Raw genomic sequence first — 25,991 nt, 5'->3', positions numbered from 1 at the left:
TCGCCGTCAGCTTGGGCGCCGGTTCGTCCCGGCCGCAACGGTGCGCCGGCGATCAGGGACGCGGGGACGCCTCTACCCGGTTTGAGCTGGGAAGACGTAGTCTCTCTGGGACGCGCTCGCGGGGCGCAGGGAGGGCGCGGCCGATGCCGGCGGCGCCCTCGGGGAACCGTGGGACGGTCTGCGGCGTGCTTCTCTGCCGGGGCTCGCGTCGACACCGAGGGGGCTCACGAGCGGGTGGAGGAACAGTGCCGGAGGGGACCGGGGAGTTGAGGGAGGCGGACGAGGTCGCGCGGCTGCTCCAGGAGCTGAAGAGCCGGTCGGGCCTCAGTTACGGAGCGCTGGCGAAGCGGCTGCACGTGAGCACGTCGGCCCTGCACCGCTACTGCAACGGCGAGGTGATGCCGGTGGAGTTCGCCCCGCTGGAGCGCCTCGCACGTCTGTGCCGGGCGACACCGGAGGAACGCACCGAGCTCTACCGGCTGTGGATCGTCGCCCACGCGGCGCGGACGAACCGGCAGACGCCCGGGACCGCGCCTACGCCGGCGCCTGCTCCTGCTCCTGCTCCTGCTCCTGCTCCTGCGACGGAGGCAGCAGCGAAGGCAGAGGCGACGGGCGGGGCGGAGGCTTCGCCGGCGGCTCCGGAGGACCGGACGGTCCCGGACCCTCCTGCCGCTCCGGAACCGGAGGAGACCGCGGAGCGAACCACGGCGGAGCGGCCGCCGGGGACACCGCCGGAGGCACCGGCCGCGGCCGACGCCGCCGGGGCCGGGCCGGCCGCCCCGGTCCTCACCCCCGTCGTGGTACGGCGGCGGCGAGTACCGCGGGCCGCGCTCGCCGCCGGGACGGCTGCCGCCGTGCTCGCCACCGTCGGGGCGGTCGCCACCGGCCTCACGACCCACTCGGGCGGTCCGCTCAGCTCGGCTCCCACCCGGGCCGCGGCGGCCGGTCCGGCCGCCACCGGGTCCCCGGCGCCCGTCGCCGCCGCCGCGCCCGTCGACACCGCCGCGGGCCAGGACGCGAGCGCCCCGATCAGCGTCGCGGTCCGCCCGTCCGCCTGGGACAGCGCCTGCGACCAGTACCTGGTCGACCGCCCGCCGTCGGAGGTCCCCCGCCCGCCCGCCGTGGTGGACGTCCCGGCCTGGGTCTCCCGGGTCGGTGCGGTCGCCGGCCACTACCAGTCGATCGAGCTCACCGTGCAGGGCACCGGCAGCGAGACCGTGGTGCTGACCGCCCTCAACGTCCGGATCGCCCGGATCGCGGCCCCGCTGCCGTGGAACGCCTACGCCATGGGCGAGGGTTGCGGCGGCGGAGTCGACGTCCACTCCTTCGACCTCGACCTGGACGCGGCCCGCCCCCGCCCGGTCGTCACCGAGGGCAGCACCGGCCTGCCGGTCAAGGTGAGCGAGCGGGACCCGGAGGTCATCGAGGTGACCGCCGAGACCACCTCCCACGACGTCAGCTGGTACCTGGAACTGGAGTGGACCAGCGGCAACCGGAAGGGCACCCTGACCATCGGCCTCGACGCGGGCGCCCACCCCGGCCAGGACACGCCCTTCCGCACCAGCGCGGTCAAGGGCCGGCCGCTGTACAGCTACCCGGTCGACGGGACGGCCTGGCGGCCGAGCCCCTTCCAGCAGTGACGTCCGCGCGGACTCCCGGCGCCGTGGCCCCGCCTCGGTGCCGGGAGCCGGGGCCACGGGAACAGGCTCCGCCGGCCTGCATTCCGGTCCGAAGCGGGTTCCCGTCCTGAACGCGCCGCCTGCCCGGTAGACCCTGCCGGCGAGCGGGTACGACACGGTGTGCGCCCGCGCCGTCCGGGGTCATGACCAACAGCAGGCGATCAGTGGTGAGCGCCGACGCCACGGGCCGCGACCGCAACGAGGCACGAGGCACGAGGGGGGAACGATGCGCTGGGTGGTGACTGCCGCTCGGGCGGCGGCCGTGGTCGTCGCCACCTGGCTGGCGCTGTCCGTGCTGATGGTGCTGCTGGGCTCGCTCCTTCCGGGCCCCCGGCCCCACGGCACCGCCTGGTCCACGGCCCTCACGCTGTGGCTGCTCTCGCTGCTCTTCGGGCCGCTGGTCGCCTGCGTCGCGTTGCGCCGGTGGATCGCCGGCAGCGGAGCCGGGAGGCCGGACGAACCGACTCCTCCTGGGCCGTACGGGCAAGGCCGGCAGGACACGCCGCGATCCGGCGGACATGCCTGGCGGACGGACGCGTCACCTCCTCCGCGGTCCGACGAGCCGGGGCACTCCCAGGGCCCGCGTGCCGCAGCGGACCCGGACTCCGAGGCTCGGCGACGAGCCCGAGCGGAAGCCGAGCGGAAGCTTGCAGCAGCGGAGCGCGCCCGCGCGCAGGCCGAGCGGGCGCGCAAGGAGGAAGCCCGCCGACGCGCGGCACGCAACCGCCGGCTGCGCGAGCGGGGTCGGCGGTACTGACAGGCCGCAGGCCGGTCGAGAAGGGCACGGCTCGGGCACGGCCGGCCCTGCCGCTCTCCTCGGGACTGCCGGTCGTGCGGCGGTCCCGGGTGCTACCTCGCTCCGACCGGGACCCCGGGGTTCACCAGGCCCCGACCGCCGGTGACGGTGTTGCCCGCGCCGATCGTCACCGGGCAGCTCGCGGAGTAGTTGGTGACGTCGATGGCGTAGCGGTCCGGCCCCGTGGCGCCGGTCAGGTCGGAGCGGTTGCCCCGGAAGACCGTGCCGCAGCCCCAGCCGGGCTGGACGCTGTGGGTCTGGTAGCCGTCGTCGGTGGTGCGCCGGCCGGTGTTGTTCTCGACGGTGTAGCCGTTGCCCTTCACGTCGACCCACGAGTCGTCGTAGTTGCGGCCGGTGAGGCCGTCCCCGTCGAAGGTGTTGCCGGAGACCACGCCGCCCCGGGTGCCCTCCTTGAGGTCGACGTTCTCGGCGCCGATGCCCGGGCCGAAGGTGTTCCCGGTGATCTGCACGTAGTCGCTGTGGTCGGTCAGGGTGTTGGCGGTGCCGACGTAGACGCCTTCGCCAAGGCCGTCCCGGTTCAGCCCGGTGTCGTGGATGTGCGAGTCGCGCAGCGTTCCGTGCGCGCTGGAGTTGCGGAAGTGCACCCCTTCCATGGTGGTGTGGTGGACCGTCACCCCGTCCAGCACCACGTAGTCGGCGGCGTCGGCCATGATGCCCTTCTGCGCGCCGGTGACGGTCAGGCCGTGGACGGTCCAGTGGCTCGCGCCGTCGAGGTGGAGGCCGTAGCCGCCGCCGGTCGGGGTGGTGAGCACGGCCTTCGGCGAGCCGGTGAGGGTGATCCGCGCGGCGGCGGTGCCGGGGGTGGTCGCCGTGAAGCTGCCGGAGTAGGTGCCGTCGGCGAGTTGGATGGTCTGGCCGGGCGCGGCGGCGGCGAGGGCGGCCTGCAGCTGCTTGGCGGTGCTGACCTTGACCACGGTCCCCGCCGGGGAGGTCGCGACGGCAGCGGGGGCGGCGCAGCCCAGGGTGAGGGCGGTGAGCGCGGCGAGGGTGGTGAGGCGGGTCGTCACGACGGTGCTCCCTGCGGTGGGTGCGACGGGTAGGAACGGGCCGTCGCCCACAGTGGACTGGACCATTCGAGGCGTCAAGGGTGCCTCGACGGGCGCGCGGGGAGCACGGGGCCGGAAGACCGGGACCGGGTGGGGCCGGAAGACCGGGAGCGGGTGGGCCGGGCCTACCCGGCGGCCGGGCGACGCGGAGCGCGCCGCATCACCCAGAGCGCCGGCCCGTTCGCCGGCAGCCGGACCTCCTCCAGCACCTCGAAGCCGTGGTGTCCGTAGAAGGGCAGGTTGGCCTCCTTGGAGCACTCCAGGTAGGCCGGCAGCCCCGCCTCGTCGGCCTCGGCCAGGCCCGAGCGCAGCAGGGCCGATCCCTGGCCCCGCCCCTGGACGGCCGGGTCGGCGCCGAGCACCGCCAGGTACCAGTGCGGCTCCTGGGGCGCGTTGGCGGCGGCCGCCTCGACGGAGCACCGGAACGGCTCGGCCCGGTCGCCGAGCAGTTCGGTCAGCTCGTGGATCGTCCCCTCGTCCGGGACGGCCTTGTCCTGCGCCTCCGGCGGCACCCAGAGGGCGGCGGCGTGCTCAGTGCGCTCGCACACGCCGTACGGCAGGTACTGCCGGGTGAGCAGGATGGTGAAGTACCTGTCCAGCGCGGCCGGTCGTGTGCTGCCCCCGGGGAAGAGCCACCTCATCATCGGGTCGTCCTCGAACGCCCGTGCCAGCATCCCGGCCATCGGCCCCGCGTCATCCTCGGTCGCCGTCCTCGGCGTGTTCGTCATCCGCATACGGACATACTGGCGTCTCTTATCCCCGCCCCCGCAGCCGGGCCCGTCAACCACCCTGCGGCGCAGCAGTACTGACGATCCGACGGCCGAGCACGGGGGCTTGAGCGGGACACCGCGGCCGCTGGGGGCGGGCATCGCCACCGGAGCGCCATGGTGCTAACGTCAGTAGCACCATGTTGCTGAAGCTGGACCTTGGTGACGCCCGCCCCCTGCACGAGCAGGTGGCGGGTGCGATCCGACGTGCCGTCGCCGAGGGCGAGTGCGCCCCCGGCGACAGACTGCCGCCCGCCCGGGAGCTCTCCCGGGCCCTCGGGGTGAACACCAACACCGTGCTGCGCGGGCTGCGCGCCCTGCGCGACGAGGGGGTGCTGGAGTTCCGCCGGGGCCGTGGCATCACGGTCGCGGAGGATGCCGGACAGCGAGCCGAACTCGTCGACCGCGTACGGCAGTTGATCGCCGAAGCGGCCCGGGTCGGCTACAGCAGGAACGATCTCGTGGATCTGATCAGGGGGATGCCGTGAACGATTCGGAGCCCGTGGGAACGGGACCGGCGACGACGCCCCGGCCGGGCGCGGTCCGGGCGGGGGCGGCCTGGGCGGGGGCGGCCTGGGCGCTCGGCGTGCTGGCGCTGCTCGTCACGATGCCGCTGGTGGCGCGCGACCGGCTGCCGGACCCGGTGGCCACGCACTGGAACGGGAGCCGGCCGGACGGATCGATGTCGGTGACGTCGGCGGCCCTGTTCCCGGCCGGCGTGTGGCTGGCCCTGGTGCTCGCCGCCGTGGTCACCCGTCGCTACTGGGGCGGCTCCGCCTCCGGGCTGCCCGCCGCGCTGCTCGCGGGCGGCGGGGTGCTGCTGATCGGGGCGCAGGCGTCGATCGTCCATGCCAACCTGGGCCGCTCCCACTGGCAGGACGCCGACTCGGCGAACCTCTGGGTGGCCGTCGTCATGGCCCTGACCGCCCTGGCGTCGGCGCTCGCCTGCCTCGCGACCAGGCGGCCCGGGAGCGCCCTCGCCGGCGCCGGGCCCGCGGCGCGGGAGCCGGTGATGGACCTCCCGGACGTCGAGCGGGTGGTCTGGCTCTCCTGGGCCGCCAACCCGGCGCTCCAGCTGACCGCCGCCCTCCTCGGCCTCGGCGCCGTGGGTACGGCGGTGGCCTCCGGCACCGGACTGACCGACCCGCACTGGATGCTGCTCCTGCCGCTCGCCGCCCTCGCCCTCGGCATCGGAGTGGTCTCCTCCGTGCGGGCCCGGGTGACGGCGAAGGGGCTGGTCGTCGGTTTCGGCCCGTTGGGCTGGCCCCGGCGGAGCTGGTCCCCCGCCGAGATCGAGTCGGCACGCGCCGAACAGCGCACCGCCGCCCAGGCGGGCGGCTTCGGCTACCGGGTGAACCGCCTGGGCACCACGGTGATGCTCCGCAGCGGCGGCTGCCTGGTCGTCCGCACCCGCGCGGGCGCCGAGTTCGCGGTCAGCATCGACGACGCCGAGCGCGGGGCGGCCCTGCTCAACGCCCTCGCCGACCGGGCGGACGCCGGAAGGCCCTGACCCGGGAGGACCTGACACGGGAAGGCCCTGACGCGGGAAGGCCCTGACGCGTGAGGAACCTGGCGCGTGAGGAACCTGGCGCGTCAGGGGCCCCGACCGGGTCGAAGTCAACTCCGCTCCGCCGTAAACCACCTGATCCGGCGGTGGACCACGCCTCCGCGCGGGTACACCAGTTCACGGCCGCTTCCGTGCGGTGGCGCCCCTCGACACCGCCCCCACGTGAACCCCCAGCGGCCGGAGGATCCGCGGGTGAGGCTGCCCGTACGGTAGGCGAGGAGGCGTCCGTGAGCGACGACCTGCGCAGCGAGAGAATTCCCGACTCCCCCCAGCGGCACGACACCCAGGACGAACGGACCGTCACCTTCCTGCGCTTCGGCGTCGGGGCGATCGGCATCCTGCTGCCGCCGGCCCTGCCGCTCGGCGACTGGCTGACGGACGAGGTCATGGGGCGCGCCACGGACGGCTTCTGGCCGGCCACGATGAGCGGCTCGTACTACACCAGCACGCGGAACCTCTTCGTCGGGGCCCTGTGCGCGCTCGGGGTGTTCCTGATCTGCTACCGCTTCGACCGGCGGGACGACCGGTGGAGCACGGCGGCCGGGGTGTTCGCGCTCGGGGTCGCGCTGTGCCCGACGACGCCGGGGAGCCCGACGGAGGTGCAGCGCGTGGTCGGGGCCTTCCACCTGGTCTTCGCCTCGCTGCTGTTCGTGATGCTGGCGCTGTTCTGCCTCTTCTCCTTCCGCAATCCGCGCTCGGCGCAGCCGGCCGGGGTCGGCACGGCCTACCTGGCGGCGGGGGTGCTGATCCTGGTTGCCCTGGGAGCGGCCGTGCTGTGCGGGCTGGTCGGGTTCGGTGACGACTGGGCGGTGCAGCCGATGTACCTGAGCGAGTGGGTGGCGACCTGGGCCTTCGGTGCGGCCTGGATCGGCGCGGCGGTGGAGCTGGCGGCCGGGCGGAGCGGACGGACCGGCACGGGGGCGCTCCCGCACCAGGCGGAGCCGCTCCGGTCCGAGGGCTTCCCGCTTGGCGCTCCGGAGGTCCAGCCCGAAGGTTAGGGCCCGTCTGCGAACCCCGCCCGCGGGCCGACGCTCCCCCAGCCTCCGGCCGGGAGGTGCCCCCACCGCATGGACGCTCCCCCAGCCTCCCGCCGAAAGGCCCCCTCCTCCGCCTTGCGATGCACGCGCTCCGGTCGCTCGGCTCGGTGGTGCTCGCGGTCGCGGTGGTCCGGCGCCGCGACCACGGACGGTCAGAACGCCGCGATGCTGCCCGGCGCCCGCTCGGCCCGGCTGAGCGCCCGCAGCACGCCCACCGCGCCGTGCCGCCGGACCGCCAGCCGGGTCAGCAGGGAGATCACGGACTCGGTCGTCTCCGGCGGCAGTTCGGGCGTCGGGACGCCCGCGCTGATCGCCAGGTCGTCGCCGTGCACGGCCAGCTCCATCGTCCGGGTGGCCAGCAGGTCGTCGAACGTCAACGACCACGGGCCCCAGAACGGCAACCGGACCGGCCGGTCCGCGGTCGCTGACGCGAGGAGGGCGTCCATGGTGCCGAGTGCCTCCGCGAGGCGGCGGCTCAGCGCGGCCGGTCCGGGGGCGGCGACCAGCTCGCCGCCCCGCCGGATCCGCACGTTGATGCCGGCGTCCAGCCCGGTGCCGACCCACTCCGAGCGCCGGTAGTGCTCCAGCAGGGCGACCGTGGCCTCCGCCGGTGCCGGGGCCGCCAGGACCTCCGGCACGCACAGCACCTGGTAGGCCAGGTGCCCGGCCAGGCCGCCGACGCTCCACTCGGGCAGGGCGCTCGGCCGGTCCCAGGCCTCGGCCACCTCCGCCCGACGCAGCAACGACTCGGTTGCCCGGGCCGCGGCCAGGAAGTCCACTCGGGGATTCGTCACGACCCCGGCCTACCGCCGCCGCGGCCGTCGGAAACCCCGGTCCCGGCGCTGCCGGACGGCACCTGGGCCGCCCGCCGGTTCGCCACCTCGTCCACCGTCGCCACCAGCAGGGCCAGCAGGACCAGGCCCGCCGCCACCGCGACCCCCAGCTGGAAGGCCAGCGCCCAGTCCGGGCGGCGGCCGCCGACGTGGGCGAAGAAGACCGAGCCGACCACCGCGATCCCGACCGCCGAGCCGACCCGCTGCGCCGTCTGCAGCACGCCACCGGCGCTGCCCGCCCGGGCCACCGGGACCCGTTGCAGGGTGAGCGTCTGGTTCGGGGTGATCACCAGGCCGCTGCCCGCCCCCGCGACCAGCAGCGGTCCGAGCGTCGTCCAGCCCACCGACGGGCCCGACCACAGCTGCACCGCCAGGGCCGAGGCCAGCAGGCCGACGAGCACCAGCACCAGTCCCAGCACCACCAGCCGCCGCCCGAGCCGGCCCACCAGGCGCCCGCCCACCGCGGCCGACACGCCGGAGCCGACCGCGAACGGAGTGATCGCCAGGCCCGCCGTCAATGCCGAGTAGTGCAGGCCCGCCTGGAGGTAGAGCGTGAAGATGAAGAAGATCGCGGTGAACCCGGCGAAGTACACCAGCGACAGCATCACGCCCGCCGCGTACGGGCGCACCGCGAACAGCGCCATGCTCACCAGGGGTTCGTGCCGGCGCGCGTAGTGCCGCTCCCAGCCGACGAAGGCCGCCAGCAGCACCGCCGCCAGCGGCAGCAGCAGCCAGCGGTCCGGGCTGTGCCACTGCTGCTGCTGGACGAAGGGCAGCAGCAGCGCGACCGTCCCGGCGCCGAGCAGTACCACGCCGAGCGGGTCGAAGTCGCGGTGTCCGGCCCGTTCGGCGGCCGGGCGGGGCGGCGGGAGCAGCCGGTAGGCGACCGGGAGCGCGACCGCGCCGATCGGCAGGTTGACCAGGAACACCCAGCGCCAGCCGTTCTCCGGGCCGAACAGGTGGATCAGCAGCCCGCCGAGCAGCGGCCCGACGGCGGTGGACAGCCCAATGGTCGCCCCGAGCGCTCCGAAGGCCCGGCCGCGCTCGGCGCCCTGGAACAGGGTCTGGATGAAGCCGGACACCTGCGGCACCAGCACGCCGCCCGCCGCGCCCTGGAACAGCCGGGCGAGCACCAGCCACTCCTGGTTCTGCGCCGCCCCGGCGAGGGCGCTGGCCAGGGTGAACAGGGCGAGCCCGGTGAGGAAGACGGCCCGCCGGCTGCGGGCGTCGCCGAGCCGCCCGGCCGGGACGAGCACCAGGCCGAAGGCGAGCGCGTAGCCGCTGAGCACCCACTGCAGGCCGCTGTCGGACATGTGCAGCCCGGCCCGGACGGTCGGCAGGGCGACGTTGACGATGCTGACGTCCAGCAGGGTCATGAACCCGGCGACCAGGCACACGGTGAGCGCCCGCCAGCGCCGTTCATCGGCCCGTCCGCCCACGGCGGAGGCGCCGTGTCGCTCGGGCTTCCCCGCGTCGCGGGGGGACTGGGTGGTCATGGGAGCCCCTTCCCGGTGTCCGGGGGCCGGCGTGCCGGGCAGTCGGACACGCCCTCGGCTCCGGCCCATCGTCACCCGGCCCGATCGCCACCGCCACCGGGCCCCCGGGCCGGGCCTCCCTCACCCGAACAGCCGAACCGGATCGCGACCGGCCCGGACCCGCCCGAGGCTGGCCGCATGACTGTCGCCACCGAGACCCAGCCCTCCGCCCCGCCGGTGCTCGACGTACGGCAGCGGAACGTCGTCTTCGCCACCATCATGCTCGGCATGCTGCTGGCCGCCCTGGACCAGACCATCGTCGGCACCGCGCTGCCCACCATCGTCGCGGACCTCGGCGGGGCCGCGCACATGTCCTGGGTGGTGACGTCCTACCTGCTGGCCGAGACGGTCGCCACCGTGCTGGCCGGCAAGTTCGGCGACCTGTACGGGCGCAAGCTGCTGTTCCAGCTCTCGGCGATCGTCTTCATCACCGGCTCGTTCCTGTGCGGCCTGGCCACGAACATGACCCTGCTGATCGCCTGGCGGGCCCTCCAGGGCATCGGTGCGGGCGGTCTGATGGTGACGGCCATGGCGTTGATCGCCGACGTCATCCCGCTGCGGGAGCGCGGCAAGTACCAGGGCGCGATCGGCGCCGTGTTCGGCCTGGCGACGGTGATCGGGCCGCTGCTGGGCGGGCTGTTCACCGACCACCTGTCCTGGCGCTGGGCGTTCTACGTCAACGTGCCGATCGCCGTCGTGGTGGTGGCGGCCGCCGCCCGGACCATCCCGTCAGTGCGGGCGGCGGTGCGGCCGGTGATCGACTACCTGGGCATCGCGCTGGTCGCGGTCGGCGCCAGCGCCCTGATCCTGGCGACCAGTTGGGGCGGCAACCAGTACGCCTGGGACTCCGGCGTGATCACCGGCCTTTTCGCCGGCGGTGCGGTGGCGCTCGGGCTGTTCTGCTGGGCGGAGACCCGGGCGGCCCAACCGATGCTGCCGATGCGGCTGTTCCGCAACCCGGTGTTCGCGGTCTGCTCGGTGCTCAGCTTCATCGTCGGGTTCGCGATGCTCGGCGCGCTCACCTTCCTGCCGACGTTCCTGCAGTACGTGGACGGTGACTCGGCGACGGTCTCCGGCGTGCGGATGCTGCCGATGGTGATCGGCCTGCTGATCGCCTCCATCGCCAGCGGCAACGTGGTCAGCAGGACCGGCCGGTACCGGATGTTCCCGATCGCCGGCACCCTGGTGATGGCCGTCGGCCTGTACCTGCTCTCCCGGTTGGAGCCCGGCACCAGCACCGCGCTGGCCTCGCTCTACATGTTCGTGCTCGGTGTCGGCATCGGGCTGAGCATGCAGGTGCTGACCATCGCCGTGCAGAACACCGTCGACTACGCGGACCTCGGCACCGCCACCTCCGGGGTGACCTTCTTCCGCACCATCGGCAGTTCCTTCGGCACCGCGGTGTTCGGCACCATCTACGCCAACAGCCTCAAGAACGACCTGGCCGACGGCATCGCCTCCGCCGCCCGGCTCACCGGCGCCGACCCGGCCTCCCTCGCCCGGGCCGCCGAAAGCCCGCAGGGCCTGCACCAGCTGCCCGCCGCGCAGGCCGCGCCGATCGTCCAGGGGTACTCCGACGCCCTGCACACGGTGTACCTGTGGACGATCCCGGTGGCCGTGGTCGGCTTCGTGGTCGCGCTCTTCCTCAAGCAGGTGCCCCTGCGCGACACCACCCGGGCCGGCTCCACCGACATGGGCGAGGGCTTCGCCCAGCCGACGACCAGCGACTCCGACCCGCACCTGGAGTACGCCGTCTGCACGCTCGTGCGCGGTGTCGACCTGGACACGGTACGGACCATCGTCGGCGACGCCGACACCCGGGTGGACCTGGCCGGCGCCTGGGCGCTGATGGAGGTGGCCGGCCACACCAAGGCCGTCGGGTACGCCTCGCTGGACCTGATCGCCGCCCGCAAGCGGGTGCCGCCCGAGGTGCTGGAGCCGGTCTTCGACCGGATGGCCGCCGAGGGCTACCTGATCCGCGACGGCGACCGGCTCACCCACACCGAGGCCGGCACCCGCGAGGTGCAGGCCCTCGGCCGCGCCTGGTCCGGCTGGCTCAACGCCCGCCTCGACGCCGACGCCGGCCGCCCCCGCAGCCCCCGACTGCGCACCGCGGCCGACGCCATCGCCTGGCGGCTCCTGGTCGAGGACCTCACCAACGGCCTCCCGGCGCACGCCCGCCCCAAGGAACCGGCACGCTCCTGACGGGCCGCCGGCTACAGCCGGGTGGTGTCGAGCCGGAGGTCGAAGGGCGCCGGCAGCCGGACCGGCGTGCCGAAGGCGTGCGGGCCGCTCTCCACCGCGTAGCCCGGACGGGTCGGTTCGCTGCACAGTGTGCAGGTGCGGTTCTGGCGGTCGATGAGCAGGTGGAGCGGAGCGCCGTACTGGCCGTAGCGGCGGCGCTTGACGAGGCGGTCGGTCTCCGCACCGGACGGGGAAGTGACCTCGACGATCAGGAGGGTCTGGTCCGGCAGCAGCGCGCCCTCGGTCTTCGCGGCGAGGTCGGCGGGGACGACGGCCAGGTCCGGGACGTACCAGTTCTCGCTGCCGGGCAGGTCCAGGTCGCCGGAGCCGGCCACCAGGCCGAGCTGGTCGAGACGGGGAGCGAGCTGCCGGCGGACGACCTCGGCGGCGGACTCGTTCGCCCAGGACGACGACAGCTCGGGGTCACTGACGGTGCTGTAGTCGCCAGGGGCCCGGGGGGCTGTACTCACGACGCGTCTCCTCTCTCACCCGATGCTCCCCCACTCCGGGCCGCCGGAGGGCTGATCCGCCGCCGCACCGCCCGGAGGAGGGGCGGCGCGGCGGCGGTTGACGGGTACCGCCGGGGGCGGCAGCCGCCGGCCGGTGTGGCGGGGCCCGGGGTTCAGCCGGCGAGCGGGGGGTTGAGGCGGGCGAAGGCCTCCTGGCGGCGGTAGGGGAAGTACGGGTACGGGGCGGTGCGGGCGCTGGCCGCGTCCAGGCGGGCCACCTGGTCCTCCGTCAGGGACCAGCCGACCGCGCCGAGGTTCTGCCGGAGCTGCTCCTCGTTGCGGGCGCCGATGATGACCGAGGAGACGGTCGGGCGGCGCAGCAGCCAGTTGATCGCCACCTGGGGGACGGTGCGGCCGGTCTCGGCGGCGATCCCGTCCAGCGCGTCGACCACCCGGTGGAGCAGGTCGTCCTCGACCGGCGGGCCGTAGTCGGCGGTGTCGTGCAGCCGGCTGCCGGCCGGCAGCGGGTGGCCGCGCCGGATCCGGCCGGTGAGGCGGCCCCAGCCGAGCGGGCTCCACACCAGGGCGCCGACGCCCTCCTCCTGGGCGAGCGGCATCAGCTCCCACTCGTAGTCGCGGCCGACGAGGGAGTAGTAGACCTGGTGGGCGGCGTACCGGGGGCGGCCGTGGCGGTCGGCGAGGGCGAGGGACTTCATCAGCTGCCAGCCGGAGAAGTTGGACACGCCGGTGTAGCGGATCTTGCCCGCGCGGACCAGCTCCTCCAGGGTGGCCAGGACCTCCTCGATCGGGGTGCCGGCGTCGTAGGCGTGCAGCTGGAAGAGGTCCAGGTAGGTGGTGCCGAGACGGCGCAGCGAGTCGTCGACGGCTCGGATGAGCCGGGCTCGGGAGGTACCGGCGTCCTGGGGGCCGTCGCCGAGGGGCAGTCCGGCCTTGGTGGAGATCAGCACCTGGTCGCGCCGGCCGCGCACGGCCTGGCCGAGCACCTCCTCGGAGGCGCCGTCGGAGTAGACGTCGGCGGTGTCGAAGAGGGTGACTCCGGCGTCCAGGGCGATGTCGAGCAGGCGGCGGGCCTCCTGGACGTCGGTGGTGCCCCAGGCGCCGAACAGCGGGCCCCGGCCGCCGAAGGTGCCGGTGCCGAGGCTCAGCGCGGGGACCTTGAGTCCGGAGGCGCCGAGTCGGCGGTACTCCATGTCGGCGGCGGGCGTGGTGGCGGTGCTGCGCGCGCCAGTGTCGGTGGTGGCAGTGGTGGCCATGACGGTCTTCTCCCCTCGAAGCCCCTAATGGGACTCCCATTCCGTTAGGATGCCTCGAACGTAGCAGACCTCTGCCAGCTAATGGAACAGGATTCCCGTTAATGGTTGCCGAGCCCGTCGAGACCTCCACCCCCGGCACGCTCCGCCCCGGCGGCCGCACCGCCCGTGTCCGCGCCGCCGTCCTCCGGGCCGCCGAGGACGCCCTCGTCGAGCACGGCTTCGGCGGACTCGACCTCGGCGACATCGCCCAGCGGGCCGGAGTCGGCCGGACCACCGTCTACCGCCGCTGGGGCAGCACCACCGCCCTGGTCGCCGACCTGCTCACCGACATGGCCGAGCAGTCGCTGCCGCGCACCCGCAGCGGCACGCTCGGCGAGGACCTGCGGGCCAACGCCCGGCTCGTCCAGCGCACCCTCGCCGACCCCCGGCAGGGCGCGCTGTTCCGGGCGGTGATCGCGGCGGCCGACGGCGATCCGGGGACGGCCGAAGCCCTGCGGCTGTTCTACCGGCGCCGGGTCGAGGAGTGGGCGCCGTGCGTCGCCGAGGCGGTCGAGCGCGGGGAGCTCCCGCCGGGAACCGACCCGTCGGAGGTGATCCGGGCCGTCTCGGCGCCGCTCTACTACCGGATGCTCACCACCGCCGAGCCACTGGACGAACCTGCCGCGGACCGCGCCGCGGCCGCCGCCGAGGCGGCCGCCCGGGCCGGGGCGTACCGGCGGTAGAGCTCACGCCCCGTCACCTGATCGCGGTCCCCCGGCTGCGGAGCGCGACGAACGTTCGTAGCTTCATGGCCATGACGATCACTTCACCACGTGCGCGCCTGCCCTGGCTCGCCGCGCTGGCCGGCCTGGTCCTCTCGGCCGGCGCCGGCCCCGCCGTGGGCGCCACCGCCACCCCGGCCGACGCGGTCACGGCGGCCACCGCGGCCACCGCGGCCACGCCGACCGCCGCGAGCGTCCCCTACTACAGCCAGCAGCTCAACGACGACTGCGAGGCCGCCGCACTGCGCATGGTCCTGGCCGCGCGGGGTGTGACCACGGACGACCAGGAGGTGCTGGACCGGATCGGCGTCGACCTGGCGCACCCCGAGTTCGGCCACTCCGGCCCGCTGTCCGGCGACCCCTTCGAGGCCTTCGTCGGCGACCCGGACGGCTCGGAGGAGGACGGCACCGGGTTCGGCGTCTACCATCCGCCGGTGGCGAAGGCCGCCCGCGGCTACGGGCTCACCGTGCTGGAGGACGGCCAGGACCTCCCCACGGCGACGCTCAAGGAGCACCTGGCGGCCGGCCACCCGGCGATCGTCTGGGTGGACTACCTGTGGCGTCACCTCGCGACGACCACCTACACGGCCTACGACGGACGGAGCGTCCCGTACGCCGGGCCCGCCGAACACACCGTCGTCGTCACCGGTTTCAGCAACGGCAGGGTGTCGCTCAACGACCCCGCCCGCGGCCGCACGACGGTCTCCGAGAAGGACTTCGAGAACGGCTACGCCACCTACGGCCACATGGCGGTCGTCGTCGACTGACCACCGGGACGCAACCGGCGGTCGGCCGCCGGCGGACCGCACCCGTCGACCGGCCGGACAGCGGTGCGGGCCGCGGGGCACCCCCGCGGCCCGCACCGGCGCGCTCGCCTCCGGACGGTTTAGAAGAAGTCGTCGTCCTCGTAGTAGTTGTTGACGACCACCTCGGGCGCGTCGTCGCTCAGCGCCTCGTTGAGCAGCACCCCGCCGACCAGCCCCGCCGCACCCGCGCCGATCAGCGCGCCGGTGCCGAAGCGCCGGCCCTGCTCGTGCTGGCCGGGCACCTGGGGGTGGCCCTGCTGAACGGGCTGCGGGTAGCCGCCCTGCTGCGGGTAGCCGGCCTGCTGCGGGGTGTAGAACGGCGGGACGGTGGTCTGGACCCGCTGGGCGCAGGCGCCGCACGCCTCGACCTGGCGCGGCACGCCCCACTGCGGCTGCCACAGCACGGCGGTCGAGCCGTAGCCGTGCGAGGGGTCGAAGAAACACGTCACGGGTGAACTCCCTGTTGCTGGCTGGGTCTTCGGAACGGCGGGCGACACGGCGGGGGCCGGCGGCACCGCGGGGAGGGGAGCGGGAGCCGGGGCGGGCGCCGGAGCGGCGGCGGGCGCGGGCTGGAGGACGTCGACGCCGAAGTCCGTCGCGATGCCCGCGAGGCCCGCGGCGTACCCCTGCCCGACGGCGCGGAACTTCCAGTCCGCACCGTGCCGGTAGAGCTCGCCGAACACCATCGCGGTCTCGCTGCCGGCCTCCGGCCGCACGTCGTAGCGGGCCACCTCGGCGCCGCCGTCCGCGTCGGTGAGCCGGATGTACGCGCCGCGGACCTGCCCGAAGGCCTGTCGCCGCTGCGCCGCGTCGTAGATCGCCACCGCGAAGACGATCTTCTCCACGTCGGCGGCGACGTCCGCGAGCCGGACCTCGATCCGCTCCCGGTCGTCGCCACCGCCGCTGCCGCCCTGGTGCCGGACGGAGCCGTCCGGACTCTGCAGGTTGTTGAAGAAGACGAAGTGCTGGTCCGTGAGGACCTTCCCGGAGGCGCCGCAGAGCAGCGCGCTGGCGTCGAGGTCGTACCCGTCGCCGACGGTCCAGCCGAGGCCCACCCGGACCACTCGCAGCCCGGGGGCCTGCTTGCCCAGGGAGACGTTGCCGCCCTTCGTCAGGGCCACACTCATGGGGTTCCCTCCACCACCGTCCGAATCACGCTGTCCGACCACGACAACGCTGTAGATGTCACGCCGGTTCCCACCCTCCACGTCGGAACCGCGTCAGGACCGCGTCAGGACCGCGTCAGCGGCTCGCGGGTGCCCCGCGGGTGTCCGGGTCAGTACCGGACCGGGAGTTCCAGCAGCCCGCGGGCCCGCAGGGCGGGCCGGTGGCGCAGCTGGCCGGCCGGCGCGTCCAGGGCGAGTCCGGGGAAGCGGCGCAGCAGCGCGGTCAGCGCCACGGAGGTCTCCAGCCGGGCCAGCGGGGCGCCCAGGCAGTAGTGGATTCCGTGGCCGAGGGCGAGGTGGCCGTTCTCGCGGCGCCGCAGGTCGAGCCGGTCCGGGTCGGTGAACTGCTCGGGGTCGCGGTTGGCGGAGGCGAGCGAGAGCAGCACCGTCTCCCCGGCCGGGACGGTGACCTCGCCGATGGTCACGTCCTCGCGCGGGAAGCGGCGGATGGCCAGCGGCGCGGGTCCGTCGTAGCGGGCGAACTCCTCGACGGCGCCGGCGATCAGCTCCGGTTCGGCGCGCAGGGCGGCGAGCTGGTCGGGGTGGGTGAGCAGGGCCAGGACGGCGTTGGCGATCAGGTGGACGGTGTTCTCGTAGCCGGCGAAGAGGATCAGGAAGGCGAGCGAGGTCAGCTCGTCCTCGCTCAGGCGGTCCTGTTCGTCCCGGACGGCGATCAGGTCCGAGAGGAGGTCGTCGGCGGGTTCGGCGCGCTTGCGCTCGATCAGGCCGGCGAGGAATCCGAGCATCGAGGCGACGGCGGCACGGGCCTGCTCGGGGCGGGCCGGGTCCGGGGTGATCAGGGTGTCCGCCGTCCAGGCGCGGAAGTCCCGCCGGTCGTCCTCCGGGACACCGAGCAGGTCGCAGATGACGGCGATCGGCAGCGGCGCGGCGTAGTTCGCCAGCAGGTCGGTGCGGCCCAACGGCTCGACGGCGTCCAGGAGTCGCTCGGCCACCCGCTCGATCGGCGCGCGCAGGGAGCCGATCCGGCGCGGGGTGAAGGCCTGGGAGACGAGGCGGCGAATCCGGGTGTGGTCCGGCGGGTCCATGTTGAGGAGGTTGGCGTCCAGTGCGGGCGGCAGCGAGAGGCCCCGGTAGTTCCCGGGAGCGGCGTGCGCCTTGTCGAGGGCGAGCGCCGGGTCGGCGAGCGCCTGGCGGACGTCCGCGTAACGGGTCACCAGCCAGAAGGGCAGGCCGTCCGGCCCGACGATCCGCCGGACGGGCGTCTCGGCGCGCAACTCGGCGTAGGTGCCGTACGGGTCGGTGAGCAGGGACGTCATGGTCGGGTCGGTGGGTGTCACCCGCCCACCCTACGGTCGCGCGGCAGGCGCTCTGGCGGGGCGTCAGCCCGCGACCTATTGTCGGTGGACATGACACAGCTTCGCCGTGCCTCCACCCGCGCCGCCGGACGTGCCGCCCGCCGGGCCGGGCACCCCGCCCCTCGCACCGTCGGACAGACCGTCGGCCGCGCCGCCGCCCTGGCCGCCGCCCTCGCCGGGACGCTCGCCGGCCTGCTGGTGCCGGCGACCGCCCAGGCCGAGCGGGCCGGCTGCCGGAGCGTCACCACGGCCGCCCTGGACGCCGAGCAGACCCGCCTCCAGGACGGCCGGACCGCCGCCTTCACCGAGCACTCCGGCTTCGACGACCTGCTGGCGGGCTTCCCCGCCGCGCTCTGCTCCGCCCGCAACGCCCACCGCGCCGAGCGGGTGGTGGCGGCCTGGGGCCGGGCGCTCTGGCAGGCCGGTGTCGACCGCGCCCAGGGCCGCCGACCGTGCGGCGCGCTGCCCGCCCGCGACGACCGCCCGCTGTACTGGGCCAGGCTCGCCATGACCGTCCAACTCGCCCGCTGGCAACCCACGTTCGACGTCGACCACGCCGACCTGCGGGCCCGCTTCGAGGACACCTCGCGAGGCCTGGACGACGGGTTCACCGGCGACCCGGGCATCCGGCGGATCTTCGTCAGCGGCTTCGACCCGTACGGCCTGGACACCGAACCGCGCCGCGCCAACCCGTCCGGTGCGGCCGTCCTGCAGCTGCACGGCCGGCGGATCACCCTCGCCGACGGCAGCACCGCCGAGGTCCGCGCCGTCGTCCTACCGGTGCGCTACGGCGACTTCGACGGCGGCATCGTGGAACGCGCCTTCGGCCCGCACCTGGTGCCCGGCCCCCAGGCGGCCGACCTGATCACCAGCATCAGCCAGGGCTACCCCGGCCTGTTCACCCTGGAGGCCTGGGCCGGCCGCGCCCGCTCCGCCGACCCGGCCACCGACAACGTGGGCGCCCTCTCCGGCGGCACCAGCACCCACCCGGTCGACGCCCCGGGCCTGGCCGACGGGCCCCAGTTCATCCGCACCACCCTGCCCACCGACGCGATGACGGCCGTCCAACAGCCCTACCCGGTCGAGCTCAACACGCCCGTCACGGAGATCCCCGAAGGCTCCAGCACCCCCGTCACCCGCGACGACGGGCCCACCCCCGGCTCCCGGGCCGTCGCCGGCGGCGGCGGAGGCTACCTCTCCAACGAGGTCGCCTACCGCTCCAACCGCCTCCGCCTCGACCTCGCCCCCGACCTGCCCGGCGGCCACCTGCACACCCCGGTCCTCACCGGCCTCCCGGCCGACGAAGCCCAGGTCACCTCGCCGGAGTTCGAGCAGAACGAGGCCGCGATCTCCGACCAGGTCGGCGCCATCCTGCGCAGCGCCCGGCTCTGACCGCCGGGCGCCGCGCGCGGGCCGGAGCCCGGGGGGGCGGAGAGACGGCCCACTGGGGCGGGAACAGCGGGAGAGGAACCGTTCCGACGGGGGCGGCCGCCCGGAACCGGCAGGCGGCGGGCACGGATCGCGCGCGCCCGCTCCCGCCCCGCCCGGCCCTCGCGCCGCGCTCGCTCCCTCGGCGCCCGGCCCTCGCGCCCGTCCGGCCCCGGCAGCCCGCGCTCGCCTTACGCCGGGTGGGCGAACCGGGTCCCCGCCGCACGGGCGCGGGACTCCGCGATCTCCGCGTACGCCGCCTCCCGCCCCGCCCAGTGCGAGCCCTCGACCGACTTGCCGCGCTCGAGGTCCTTGTACACCTGGAAGAAGTGGGTGATCTCCAGCAGGTCGAACTCCCGGAGGTCGCCGACGTCCCGCAGGGCCGCGTAGCGCGGGTCGCGGGCCGGGACGCACAGCACCTTCTGGTCCGGGCCGCGCTCGTCCCGCATCACCCACATGCCGACCGCACGGCAGGTCAGCACGCAGCCGGGGACGGCCGGCTCGCCCCCGAGGACCAGGGCGTCGAGGGGTTCGCCGTCGCCGCCGAGGGTGCCCTCGACGTACCCGTAGTCGTTGGGGTAGCGGGTGGCCGTGAAGAGGGTGCGGTCGAGGCGGATGCGGCCCGCGTCGAAATCCATCACGTACTTGTTCCGGGACCCCTGGGGGACCTCGATCATGACCTCGAACTCCGGGAACTCCACCGTGGCCTCCTGCTCGGCATCCTGGGGAGATTGTCCGCCGTCCCGGCGCCGGGGGCACCCGCCGGAACGTCCTCCGCTGTTCGGGGCCGGCCGGTACCATCCGGCGCATGGGAACCTGGCGGGTCACGGTCACCGACCACCGACGCGAGCACGGCGGGCGTCCGCAGGGCCGCCCGGAGGGGCCGCTGGCGCGGCGGGACGGGTGGGAGGTGCACGGCCAGGACGGTGAGGTCAGCTGCGTGGACACCACCGGCCGGGTCCGCTGGCGGCAGCCCTGCCCTGGGCGGCCGAACGCGGCGCACGTCTCCTCCGGTCGGGTGCTGGTCACCACCGACTCCTTCGAGTACACCGCCTGGGGCCACCTCGGCCCGGCCCTGCTGCTGGACCTCGCCGACGGCTCCCCGGTCGCCGAGTTGCGCGGCGAACGCGCAGCGGCGCTGGGCGGGGGCCGCTTCGTGCTCGGGCTGGAGGGCTACGGCACCTTCGCCACCTGGGCCCACGACCGGGACGGCACCGTCGTCGACTCCTGGCGCAGCTACGGCCACTACGTGGTCGGCAGCGGGCTGCGGGTGGTCGAGACGGACCGCCGCCACCCCACCGGGAGCCGGGTGGTGCGACTGCTGCCCGGTGGGCGGATCGAGCGCGGCCCGCTGCTCGCCGACCCGCAGGCCCCGGCGCCCCTGGTGCTGCCGGACGGCACCCTGCTGGTCCTGGACGCGGGAGTGCTCCGCGCCGTCGGGCGGGGGCTGGACGACGCCGTGCTGGCCGAGCTCCGCCCGCTGGCCGCGGAGGAGCGGCACCGCTTCACCGGGACGCTGCGCCGGACCGCCGAGGGCCTGGCCGTGACGCTCGTCGAACGCCATCCGACCCGCATGGGCGACTACACCACCCACGCCTGGACCCTCGGTCTGCACGCGCCGTAGGGCCGCCTTCCGGCCCTCACCCGGCGGTCGCCGCCCAGGGGCCGTCCTCGGGCCGCGCCTCGGTGTCCGTACCGGGCCAGGGCGGCATGGTGACGGCCGTGATCCGCAACGGGCCGTCGGCGTCGGCCCGGAACTGGAAGGCGGTGCCCAGCGGTATCGACACGGCCGTCCCGGGCACCAGGCGGACGGTCTGCTCGCGGCCGTCCTGGCGCCGCCACAGCTCGCCGCTGCCCGCGGTGACCTGCCACAGCTCCTGGACGGTGGCGTGCGAGACCGCGCGGGTGACCTGCCCGGGGGCGAGGTGGAAGGCAGCGAGGCTGCCCGACCCGTCCAGGACGAGCAGCGGCCGGACCTCGGCGCCGTCCGGGGCGGTCACCACGGGGGCGGCGTCGACCGCGGCGGTGGCGAAGGGTTGGTGCACCGGCTGGTTGCTCATCCGACGACCCGGCCTCTCTTCCCGCGTCCTCCCGCGTTTCCCGTGCCGGGCCACGACGGGAGCACGGGAGCGGTGACGGCGTTCCTGGGCTCATCCCCCACCGCCGATGAGACCACGGCCGCCCGGCAGGCCGCCAGACCCGGCGCCGCCGGACCCACCGGCCCACGGCACCGGCCCGCGGCTAGTAGGCCCGGTCCGGCACCCCTCCGAACTCGCGCACGGCGTCGGTGACGATGGCCTCCAGCCGCGCGTGGTGGGCGCCCCGCCAGTAGGCCTGCCCGCACTCCTCGCACTGGGCGAAGGCGTCGTAGGAGCGCTCGGTGCCGTCCCGGAGCTGTTCGCGCACCGAGGTCTTGGTCGCGGTCCGCAGCGCGCCGTTGCAGGTGGTGCAGCGGCTCCAGGGGACGAGCGGCGGCGCGAAGCGCGAGAGCACGTCGCGCAGTTGATCGGCGGGGCGGTGGCTGTAGACGTAGGCACCGGCCCACAGTTCGCGGCGGCGCAGCAGGCCGCGGTCGCGGGAGAGCATGATGCGCTGCTCGGCCGCGGAGCGGGCGGCCAGGGCGGCGTCGCCGATGTCGGGGTTCTCGTAGGCGGCGTCGACGCCGAGCAGCCGCAGTCGGCGGGCGAGGGTGCCGAGGTGGACGTCCAGCAGGAAGCGCGGCGGGGCGGCCGAGGGCTGCGGCCTGGGCACGGCCTCGACGGTGACGTGTTCGCCGTCGGCCGGGACGTGCGAGTCCGGGACGGGCCGTCCGTCCACCAGCAGGGCGCCGACCTCGGTGAGCGGGACGCCCAGCGATTCGACGACGTGGCCGAGGGTGGAGGTGCCGTCGGTGTGCAGCTGGGTGCGGCCGGCCCGCCGGGGCGCGGAGACGAACAGGTGCAGCTCCGGGGCGAAGTCGAGCCAGATCAGGGGTCTGTCCACGCGGTCAGCATGCCAGCGCGTGGCGGGCGGGGGCCAGCGCTTTCCGGTTGGCCGGCTCTCCTGCCGCTTCGTCCGTGCCGCGCGCCCGGTCGCCCGGTCACCCCTGGGCCGCGAGCGCCGGGGCGGCGGGCAGGGGCGGGCGGTCGCTCGCCGCCCAGCGGGCGACCGGCCCCATCGCGAGCCCGGCGGCGAGGAAGACCGCGCCGAGGACCAGCCAGCCCGCGAGGCCGCCGTCCAGCAGCAGGGTGGTCAGCAGCAGCGGCCCGGCGGTGCGGGCGACGGCCACGCCGGTGCCGAAGAAGCCCTGGTACTGGCCGATCCGTTCCGGCGGGGCCAGGTCGAATCCGAGCTGCCAGGAGCCGGCCGACTGCCGCATCTCGCCCGCGACCTGCAGCACGGCCGCGACCGCCAGCAGCGCGCCGACCGCCCACACCGGGACGTCCAGCGCGGACAGCCCGCACACCGCGCAGGAGGCGAGCAGCAGCACCCCGGCCGAGCGGACCGCCTTCACCGCCGAGTCCAGCCCGGTGACGTCGCGCGCCGCCCGGACCTGGAAGGCCAGCACCGCCACGGTGTTGAGCACGAACAGCGCCGAGCCGAGCCAGCCGATCCCCGGCGCGCGCTCGGCGATCCACAGCGGCAGCACCAGGCTGAGCAGCGGCATCCGCAGCAGCAGCACGGTATTGACCAGGGTGACGGCGGCGTAGCGCCGGTCCCGCAGCACGGCCAGGCGCGCTCCGGTGCCGGGTTCGGCCGCGGCGGGCGGGACTTCGGGCAGCCGGTGGAGGATCACCGCGCCGGCCAGGAGGCCGAGCGCGGTCACGGCGAAGGCCCCGAGGTAGGCGGTCCTGGTGCCGAGGGTGAGCGCGATGCCGCCGATGGCGGCGCCGACCGCCAGCCCGCCGTTGAGGGTGGACTGCAGGTGGGCGAGCAGCCCGGTCCGTTCGGCGCGCGGTACGAGGCCGGCGACCAGCGCCTGCCGGGCCGCGGTGAGCCCGGACTGTGCGGTGGCGTAGAGGCACACGGCGAGCAGGAACGGCCCGTAGGAGCGGATCACCAGGAACGCGGCGACGACGGCCGCGGTGCCGAGTGCGAGTGCCACCGCCGTACGGCGCGGGCCCCTGCGGTCGGCGAGGTGGCCGAGCGGGACCCCGGCGAGCGAGCCGAGCGCCCAGGCGACGGCGAGGCCGGCGCCGAGGGCGGTGGGCGACATGCCGACCACGCGGGTGAAGTAGAGCGCGGAGCAGGTGTAGTACGCACCGTCGCCCACGGCGCTCGCCAACTGGGCGGCGGCGAGGGTCCGTTGCGGTCCGGCGGGCGGCAGCAGGGCGGACCGGGCGGTGGCACCGCGGCTCGACGCGGCTCTCCTGTTCGGCACTTCTCTCCTCACGGGCGGATGGACTGGCGGCCGGCCCGACGGTTCACCCGGGCAACCGGGAACCGCCGACCGGACGACCGGCGGCATGACGGGCCGGGACGGGCCCGGCCGCGCCGTCGGCGGCGCGCGAGTCCGGTGTTCACAACCACTGTCCGTGGGCTCCCGGCGTCCGGAAACCCAGCCTAGGGTGCGAGTGGACCGTCCGAAAGGTCCAGTGATCTCGAGTTATCCTGGGCCACTTCCGGAGCCGCCACCGCACCGCCGGGCGATCCGTGAACCCTCGTACGACGAGCAGAGGTCGGCCCGCAGCGCCGGTTCACCGCGGCGGGACGGGCCCCACCCGCACGGCCGAAGCGCCGTCCGTACCCGCTCCGCCCCGTCCGGCTCCCACGGTCAGCGGCGGGCCGGGCGGCTCCACCACCCCTGCCAGGGGCCAAGATTGCCGTGTTGACCCGTCAGTAACGCCCTCCTATGCTCATCGGCGTTCGCGATCCGGCACCGGGGCCGGGGCCGTCGGTGCCCGCCCGATCCGGCGCCGTCTCCGGCTCGAAGGGTCCCTCCCATCAGCACCTCCAGCGCGCCCACCGGCACCGCCGACCACACCGGCGGATCGGACCGCGCCGCCGCGTCCGGGTCCACCGGCCGGCGCCGGTTCCTCACCTACCTGCTGGCCGCCCCGACCCTCACCGTCGCCGCCCGGCTCGGCCTGGACGCCGCCGCCCCCGCCGCCGCGCAGGCCACCGCACCGTCCACCGCGAGCACCGCTGCCGCCGCTGCCGCAGCCGCCCAGGACGCCGCAGCGGCACCGCAGTTGCTCGGCCTGCCGGGCATCCCGGACGTCCTCGACCTGGGCGACGCGATGATCCTCGCCGGGCTGCCGACCGCGCACCTGCTGGTACTGGAGATCACCCCCGCCGGTCGTGCCGCGCTGCACCTGCCCCGGCTGGAGGTCGGCCAGGGCCTCACCACCGCGATCGCCATGCTGGTCGCCGAGGAACTCGACGCCCGGCTCACCGACGTCGACGTCCCGCTCTCCGACGGCCGGCCCGAGCTGCTCTTCAACCAGCTGACCGGCGGATCCAACTCGGTGCGCTCGCTCTACGATCCGGTGCGCGCCGCGGCCGCCGCCGCCCGCGCCCGGCTGGTGACCGCCGCCGCCGGCCGCTGGAACGTTCCCGCGGCCACCCTGCGCACCGCCGACTCCGCCGTCCTCGCCCCCGACGGCCGCCGCCTCGGCTACGGCGAACTCGCCGCCGAGGCCGCCGCCATCGCCGTGCCCGCCGTGCCCGGCACGCCCAAACCGGCCGACCAGCGGCGCCTGGTCGGCCGGCCCACCGGCCGGATCGACGCCCGCGACATCGTCACCGGACGGGCCCAGTACGCCGGGGACCTCCGGATCCCGGGCGCCGTGCCCACCGTGGTCGCCCGCCCGACCACCATCAACGGCACCCTCAAGTCCCTGGACGCCTCCGCCGCCCGCGCCATGCCCGGGGTGCTCGCCGTGGTGCAGATCCCCAGCGGTGTCGCCGTGCTCGCCGAGACCTTCGACCAGGCGCTCAAGGCCCGCGACGCCCTGCGCACCGCCTGGAACCCGGGCCCGGTGGCGGACCTGTCCACCGCCGACATCCAGGCCCGGCTGCGCGCCGCCCACGCGCCGTTCCTCCTCCCGCCGCTGCTCACCCCTTACCTGGACGGCGAGTTCGACTTCGCCTTCGTCAACCACGCCCCGATGGAGGTGCTGACCGCCGTCGCCGACGTCCGGCCGGGCCGCGCCGACCTGTGGTTCGCCGCGCAGAGCCCGATCATCGCCCAGCAGACCATCGCCGCCGACCTCGGCCTGCCGCAGGACACCGTCACCGTCCACGTCGTGCGCGGCGGCGGCTCCTTCGGGCGCCGGCTGTTCTTCGACGCGGCCCTGGAGGCCGCCCGGATCTCCAAGGCCGCCGGCCGCCCGGTCAAACTCATGTGGACCCGCAACGACGACATGCGCCACGGCCGGATGCGGCCCGCCAGCCACCACCGGATCCGCGCCACCTACGGCCTGGGCCAGGTCCTCACCTGGGAGCACCGGGCCGCCACCGTCCGGACCGACCTCTCGCACGGCCTCGGCGAGGCGCTCACCGGCGCCGGGTTCGACCTCTCACTGGCCGGCCTCAGCCTCGCCCAGGCCTTCTTCCTGCTCACCGAGAAGAACCCGTACGACGTGGGCATCCCCACCCAGTTGCTCGCCGAGGTCCCGCTGGCCGTGCACACCGGCAGCTGGCGCTCCGTCTACTCCGGCACGGTCCGGGTCGCCGACGAGATCATGATGGACGAACTCGCCCGCCGGTTGGGTCAGGACGAGGTCGCCTTCCGCCGCGCCCGACTGCGCGACGCCGCCGGGCGCGCCGTCCTGGACACCGTCGCCAAGGCCGGCGGCTGGGGCCGTCCGATGCCCCCCGGCCGGGCCCAGGGCGTCGGCTACCACGACGAGAACGGCGGCCGGGTCGCCTACCTGGTCGAACTGGACGCCACCGACCGGGCCAACCCGCGCGTCACCAAGGCGGTGATCGCCGCCGATGTCGGCCAGGTCATCAACCCCCGTGGCCTGGAGGCCCAGTTGACCGGTGCACTGGTCGACGGCATCTCGGTCATCCTCCAGGCCGGCAACCACATCGACAACGGCGCGGTGCGGGAGGGGAGTTACGCCGACTTCCACTATGCCCGGCAGCGGCACACCCCGCCGGTGGTCGAGATCCACCTCATGCCGCCGAGCGGGGCCCCGGGCGGCGCCGGCGAGTTGGGCGTCCCGGCGGCCTCCGCGGCCGTCGCCAACGCCTACGCACGCGCGACCGGCACCAGCCCGCGCTCCTTCCCCGTCAACTTCTGAACCCGCCCCCGACCGAAGCGCCCCGGACCGAAGTGCC

22 protein-coding genes and 1 pseudogene are annotated in these 25,991 nt (G+C 75.2%); 11 read left to right on the top strand and 12 right to left on the bottom strand.

The features are described 5' to 3' along the window. Positions 1 to 245 precede the first annotated feature (245 nt). Positions 246 to 1,640, top strand: a complete 1,395-nt coding sequence (locus ACGF07_RS18850) for a helix-turn-helix domain-containing protein (protein ID WP_392900052.1) — start codon at positions 246 to 248, stop codon at positions 1,638 to 1,640. 274 nt (positions 1,641 to 1,914) lie between these two features. Then, positions 1,915 to 2,436, top strand: a complete 522-nt coding sequence (locus ACGF07_RS18845; protein ID WP_392900049.1) for a hypothetical protein — start codon at positions 1,915 to 1,917, stop codon at positions 2,434 to 2,436. 92 nt (positions 2,437 to 2,528) lie between these two features. On the opposite strand, the gene ACGF07_RS18840 is transcribed toward ACGF07_RS18845, so the two are convergent. Next, entirely contained in the window at positions 2,529 to 3,503 is a 975-nt protein-coding gene (locus tag ACGF07_RS18840) for a right-handed parallel beta-helix repeat-containing protein (RefSeq protein WP_392900047.1), read from the bottom strand. 164 nt (positions 3,504 to 3,667) lie between these two features. Continuing rightward, positions 3,668 to 4,276, bottom strand: coding sequence for a GNAT family N-acetyltransferase (locus ACGF07_RS18835; RefSeq protein WP_392900044.1), 609 nt, complete (start codon positions 4,274 to 4,276; stop codon positions 3,668 to 3,670). A 173-nt stretch (positions 4,277 to 4,449) separates the two neighbouring features. Here ACGF07_RS18835 and ACGF07_RS18830 point away from each other — a divergent pair, with 173 nt between their 5' ends. From ACGF07_RS18830 to ACGF07_RS18820, 3 genes are all read left to right on the top strand, one after another. Beyond that, positions 4,450 to 4,797, top strand: coding sequence for a GntR family transcriptional regulator (locus ACGF07_RS18830; protein ID WP_392900041.1), 348 nt, complete (start codon positions 4,450 to 4,452; stop codon positions 4,795 to 4,797). A gap of 14 nt (positions 4,798 to 4,811) precedes the next feature. Next, positions 4,812 to 5,819, top strand: coding sequence for a DUF1648 domain-containing protein (locus tag ACGF07_RS18825; protein WP_392900038.1), 1,008 nt, complete (start codon positions 4,812 to 4,814; stop codon positions 5,817 to 5,819). Between the two features lie 284 nt (positions 5,820 to 6,103). Continuing rightward, positions 6,104 to 6,874: a hypothetical protein gene (locus tag ACGF07_RS18820; protein WP_350745764.1), complete on the top strand. Its 771-nt coding sequence runs from the start codon at positions 6,104 to 6,106 to the stop codon at positions 6,872 to 6,874. A gap of 191 nt (positions 6,875 to 7,065) precedes the next feature. On the opposite strand, the gene ACGF07_RS18815 is transcribed toward ACGF07_RS18820, so the two are convergent. Together ACGF07_RS18815 and ACGF07_RS18810 are read right to left on the bottom strand one after the other, a co-directional pair. Beyond that, entirely contained in the window at positions 7,066 to 7,707 is a 642-nt protein-coding gene (locus tag ACGF07_RS18815) for a maleylpyruvate isomerase N-terminal domain-containing protein (protein WP_392900035.1), read from the bottom strand. Beyond that, positions 7,704 to 9,242, bottom strand: a complete 1,539-nt coding sequence (locus tag ACGF07_RS18810) for an MFS transporter (RefSeq protein ID WP_392900032.1) — start codon at positions 9,240 to 9,242, stop codon at positions 7,704 to 7,706. The genes ACGF07_RS18815 and ACGF07_RS18810 overlap by 4 nt, the downstream gene beginning before the upstream one ends. A gap of 177 nt (positions 9,243 to 9,419) precedes the next feature. Between ACGF07_RS18810 and ACGF07_RS18805 the strand changes: the two genes are divergently transcribed. Beyond that, positions 9,420 to 11,486, top strand: a complete 2,067-nt coding sequence (locus ACGF07_RS18805; protein WP_392900029.1) for an MDR family MFS transporter — start codon at positions 9,420 to 9,422, stop codon at positions 11,484 to 11,486. A gap of 11 nt (positions 11,487 to 11,497) precedes the next feature. Here the strand turns inward: ACGF07_RS18805 and ACGF07_RS18800 are convergent, their stop codons facing one another. Both ACGF07_RS18800 and ACGF07_RS18795 read right to left on the bottom strand, forming a co-directional pair. Then, complete coding sequence (locus tag ACGF07_RS18800) at positions 11,498 to 11,995, bottom strand: Uma2 family endonuclease (protein WP_392900026.1); 498 nt, start codon at positions 11,993 to 11,995, stop codon at positions 11,498 to 11,500. Positions 11,996 to 12,147: 152 nt separating this feature from the next. Beyond that, positions 12,148 to 13,185, bottom strand: a complete 1,038-nt coding sequence (locus ACGF07_RS18795; RefSeq protein ID WP_392900325.1) for an aldo/keto reductase — start codon at positions 13,183 to 13,185, stop codon at positions 12,148 to 12,150. Positions 13,186 to 13,349: 164 nt separating this feature from the next. Here ACGF07_RS18795 and ACGF07_RS18790 point away from each other — a divergent pair, with 164 nt between their 5' ends. Next, a complete protein-coding gene (locus ACGF07_RS18790; protein ID WP_350745752.1) occupies positions 13,350 to 13,970 on the top strand; it encodes a TetR/AcrR family transcriptional regulator in 621 nt (206 codons plus the stop codon). A 71-nt stretch (positions 13,971 to 14,041) separates the two neighbouring features. Then, on the top strand, positions 14,042 to 14,776 hold the full coding sequence (locus ACGF07_RS18785) for a C39 family peptidase (RefSeq protein WP_392900023.1): 735 nt from the start codon (positions 14,042 to 14,044) through the stop codon (positions 14,774 to 14,776). A 614-nt stretch (positions 14,777 to 15,390) separates the two neighbouring features. On the opposite strand, the pseudogene ACGF07_RS18780 reads toward ACGF07_RS18785, so the two are convergent. Together ACGF07_RS18780 and ACGF07_RS18775 are read right to left on the bottom strand one after the other, a co-directional pair. After that, positions 15,391 to 15,942, bottom strand: a pseudogene (locus ACGF07_RS18780) (TerD family protein); the annotation flags it as partial. Between the two features lie 149 nt (positions 15,943 to 16,091). Next, a complete protein-coding gene (locus ACGF07_RS18775) occupies positions 16,092 to 17,258 on the bottom strand; it encodes a cytochrome P450 (RefSeq protein WP_392900323.1) in 1,167 nt (388 codons plus the stop codon). Between the two features lie 90 nt (positions 17,259 to 17,348). Here ACGF07_RS18775 and ACGF07_RS18770 point away from each other — a divergent pair, with 90 nt between their 5' ends. Further along, positions 17,349 to 18,689, top strand: coding sequence for a pyroglutamyl peptidase (locus ACGF07_RS18770; RefSeq protein WP_392900020.1), 1,341 nt, complete (start codon positions 17,349 to 17,351; stop codon positions 18,687 to 18,689). Between the two features lie 227 nt (positions 18,690 to 18,916). Here the strand turns inward: ACGF07_RS18770 and ACGF07_RS18765 are convergent, their stop codons facing one another. Next, entirely contained in the window at positions 18,917 to 19,402 is a 486-nt protein-coding gene (locus ACGF07_RS18765; RefSeq protein WP_350739737.1) for an inorganic diphosphatase, read from the bottom strand. Between the two features lie 131 nt (positions 19,403 to 19,533). Between ACGF07_RS18765 and ACGF07_RS18760 the strand changes: the two genes are divergently transcribed. Continuing rightward, positions 19,534 to 20,349: a hypothetical protein gene (locus tag ACGF07_RS18760; protein WP_392900017.1), complete on the top strand. Its 816-nt coding sequence runs from the start codon at positions 19,534 to 19,536 to the stop codon at positions 20,347 to 20,349. A 16-nt stretch (positions 20,350 to 20,365) separates the two neighbouring features. Here ACGF07_RS18760 and ACGF07_RS18755 read toward each other — a convergent pair whose 3' ends face one another. From ACGF07_RS18755 to ACGF07_RS18745, 3 genes are all read right to left on the bottom strand, one after another. Then, complete coding sequence (locus ACGF07_RS18755) at positions 20,366 to 20,785, bottom strand: cupin domain-containing protein (RefSeq protein WP_392900014.1); 420 nt, start codon at positions 20,783 to 20,785, stop codon at positions 20,366 to 20,368. Positions 20,786 to 20,966: 181 nt separating this feature from the next. Further along, on the bottom strand, positions 20,967 to 21,707 hold the full coding sequence (locus ACGF07_RS18750; protein WP_392900011.1) for a Mut7-C RNAse domain-containing protein: 741 nt from the start codon (positions 21,705 to 21,707) through the stop codon (positions 20,967 to 20,969). Between the two features lie 97 nt (positions 21,708 to 21,804). Next, positions 21,805 to 23,085 carry an MFS transporter gene (locus ACGF07_RS18745; protein ID WP_350739713.1) on the bottom strand — a complete coding sequence of 427 codons (1,281 nt, stop codon included), beginning with the start codon at positions 23,083 to 23,085 and terminating at the stop codon, positions 21,805 to 21,807. An 811-nt stretch (positions 23,086 to 23,896) separates the two neighbouring features. On the opposite strand from ACGF07_RS18745, the gene ACGF07_RS18740 reads away from it, so the two are divergent. Further along, complete coding sequence (locus tag ACGF07_RS18740; protein ID WP_392900008.1) at positions 23,897 to 25,954, top strand: molybdopterin cofactor-binding domain-containing protein; 2,058 nt, start codon at positions 23,897 to 23,899, stop codon at positions 25,952 to 25,954. Positions 25,955 to 25,991: the final 37 nt, after the last annotated feature.

It is taken from the genome of Kitasatospora sp. NPDC048194 (assembly GCF_043202455.1).
In the GTDB taxonomy this organism is placed as follows: Bacteria; Actinomycetota; Actinomycetes; order Streptomycetales; family Streptomycetaceae; genus Kitasatospora.
This window is presented reverse-complemented; position numbering and strand designations above follow the sequence as displayed.

Bases quoted from the DNA above. Each gene is read 5' to 3' on its own strand.
- ACGF07_RS18760 (WP_392900017.1), top strand. From the start codon at position 19,534: ATGGGAACCTGGCGGGTCACGGTCACCGACCACCGACGCGAGCACGGC.
- ACGF07_RS18830 (WP_392900041.1), top strand. From the start codon at position 4,450: ATGTTGCTGAAGCTGGACCTTGGTGACGCCCGCCCCCTGCACGAGCAG.
- ACGF07_RS18810 (WP_392900032.1), bottom strand. From the start codon at position 9,242: ATGACCACCCAGTCCCCCCGCGACGCGGGGAAGCCCGAGCGACACGGC.
- ACGF07_RS18790 (WP_350745752.1), top strand. From the start codon at position 13,350: ATGGTTGCCGAGCCCGTCGAGACCTCCACCCCCGGCACGCTCCGCCCC.
- ACGF07_RS18835 (WP_392900044.1), bottom strand. From the start codon at position 4,276: ATGCGGATGACGAACACGCCGAGGACGGCGACCGAGGATGACGCGGGG.
- ACGF07_RS18785 (WP_392900023.1), top strand. From the start codon at position 14,042: ATGACGATCACTTCACCACGTGCGCGCCTGCCCTGGCTCGCCGCGCTG.
- ACGF07_RS18755 (WP_392900014.1), bottom strand. From the start codon at position 20,785: ATGAGCAACCAGCCGGTGCACCAACCCTTCGCCACCGCCGCGGTCGAC.
- ACGF07_RS18795 (WP_392900325.1), bottom strand. From the start codon at position 13,185: ATGGAGTACCGCCGACTCGGCGCCTCCGGACTCAAGGTCCCCGCGCTG.
- ACGF07_RS18770 (WP_392900020.1), top strand. From the start codon at position 17,349: ATGACACAGCTTCGCCGTGCCTCCACCCGCGCCGCCGGACGTGCCGCC.
- ACGF07_RS18775 (WP_392900323.1), bottom strand. From the start codon at position 17,258: ATGACGTCCCTGCTCACCGACCCGTACGGCACCTACGCCGAGTTGCGC.
- ACGF07_RS18765 (WP_350739737.1), bottom strand. From the start codon at position 19,402: ATGATCGAGGTCCCCCAGGGGTCCCGGAACAAGTACGTGATGGATTTC.
- ACGF07_RS18805 (WP_392900029.1), top strand. From the start codon at position 9,420: ATGACTGTCGCCACCGAGACCCAGCCCTCCGCCCCGCCGGTGCTCGAC.